The organism is Stenotrophomonas sp. MH181796 (assembly GCF_009659995.1).
Lineage (GTDB): Bacteria > Pseudomonadota > Gammaproteobacteria > Xanthomonadales > Xanthomonadaceae > Stenotrophomonas > Stenotrophomonas riyadhensis.
This window is the reverse complement of sequence record NZ_RAHU01000025.1, coordinates 1-1,328: the sequence shown is the minus strand read 5'-3', so window position 1 is coordinate 1,328 and position 1,328 is coordinate 1. Positions and strand designations below refer to the sequence as shown.

The 1,328-nt window shown below is 66.1% G+C and carries 1 protein-coding gene; it reads right to left on the bottom strand.

Features of this window, described 5'->3' with window-relative positions; all coding sequences use genetic code 11:
• Nucleotides 1-101: 101 nt before the first annotated feature.
• Nucleotides 102-1,208, bottom strand: coding sequence for an NAD(P)/FAD-dependent oxidoreductase (locus D5301_RS23950; RefSeq protein WP_153857081.1), 1,107 nt, complete (start codon nt 1,206-1,208; stop codon nt 102-104).
• Nucleotides 1,209-1,328: the final 120 nt, after the last annotated feature.

The following is a 1,328-nucleotide window of genomic DNA, read 5'->3' as shown; positions in this document are numbered from 1 at the left end:
TGCGTCGAAGGAGCGCTATTGTGTCGATATTGCTGCACGGCGTCAACAGGAATTTTCACGTGAAGTGAAGGGCGGCGTTCAGACGCCCCCGCCTGCTCTCTTCACGTGCGCAGACCGCGGCGGTGGAAGTAGATCTGCTCGGCGATGCGCCGCGTGGCGGCCGTGTGCAGCAGTGCATTGAGCGGCCAATCGGCCTGAAGGTGATCCATCGCCCAGCGCAGCAGGCGCTTGCCATGGAAGGCCGGGGCGACCTGCTGCGCTACCCGTTCGGCGTCCGGCCCTTGGCCACGCAGATGTCGGGCAATCGCCTCGCCGACCGCCCAACCATGCCGCCACGAGGAATGGATGCCGCCAGCCGACAGCGGCGAGACGATGCCTGCGGCGTCGCCGGTCAGGATCAGGCGTTGGCCGGTGATCTGTCCTTGCGGCCGGCCGCAAGGTACCAGTCCGGCGCGGGTGGCCGACGGGCGCGCTGATGTCGGAATGCCAACCACATCGCGCACATGCTCAAGGAAGCCATCGATATCTGGCGGCCGCACCCGGTCCGGGTCATGGCGCACTGCCAACCCGACCTGCAGGCCGGTTGGATTCTGCGCGACCCAGCCGATATAGCCCGGCGCATAGCGCTTGCTGACGAAGCAATGCAGCGCATCACCCTGCGTCAATTGCAGGCCGGCGAACTCACGTTCGACACCGTAGAGATTGTCGCGCACCTGGCCAAGGCCAGTACGCCGGGCCACGCGCGAACGTGCACCATCGGCGCCGACCAGGTAGGCACAGCGCCCTGCCCCGTCCACCTGCCAGCCATCGCCACTGCGCTGGGCGTCGGTGAAGGACTGCTTCAGGCGCAGGTCCACGCCATTCGCGCGCAGCTCACTGGCCAGCCAGCGCATCAGGTTCGGCGTATCGGTGGTGAGGAAGTAATAGCCCGGTGCAGCCAGCAACACGCTGCGCAGGTTCGGCGCATACAGACGCACATCCGCGACGCGTTGCACCAGGTGTTCGGGCATGCGCCCCAACCAGGTCTGCTCCATCGCCTCCTTCACCACAATGCCGGTGGTGTGCAGGCGCTCGCCAGGGTCGGCCTTGCGTTCGAGTACGCAGACGCGCAGGCCGTATTGGGCAGCGGCAAGCGCGCAGGCGGCACCGGCGAAACTGGCGCCGACGATGACCACATCGTGGTCGTAGGCGGGGGATTGATGAGGCATCGCGGCGTCACCCTTGGAACGAAGGATGCAGCATCCAACCTTCATGTGGTGGGGCGATGGAGCGACGGTGAAGTGGCAATGAAGCGCGTTGGACGCAAACGAAAAACGCCCCCTTGCGGG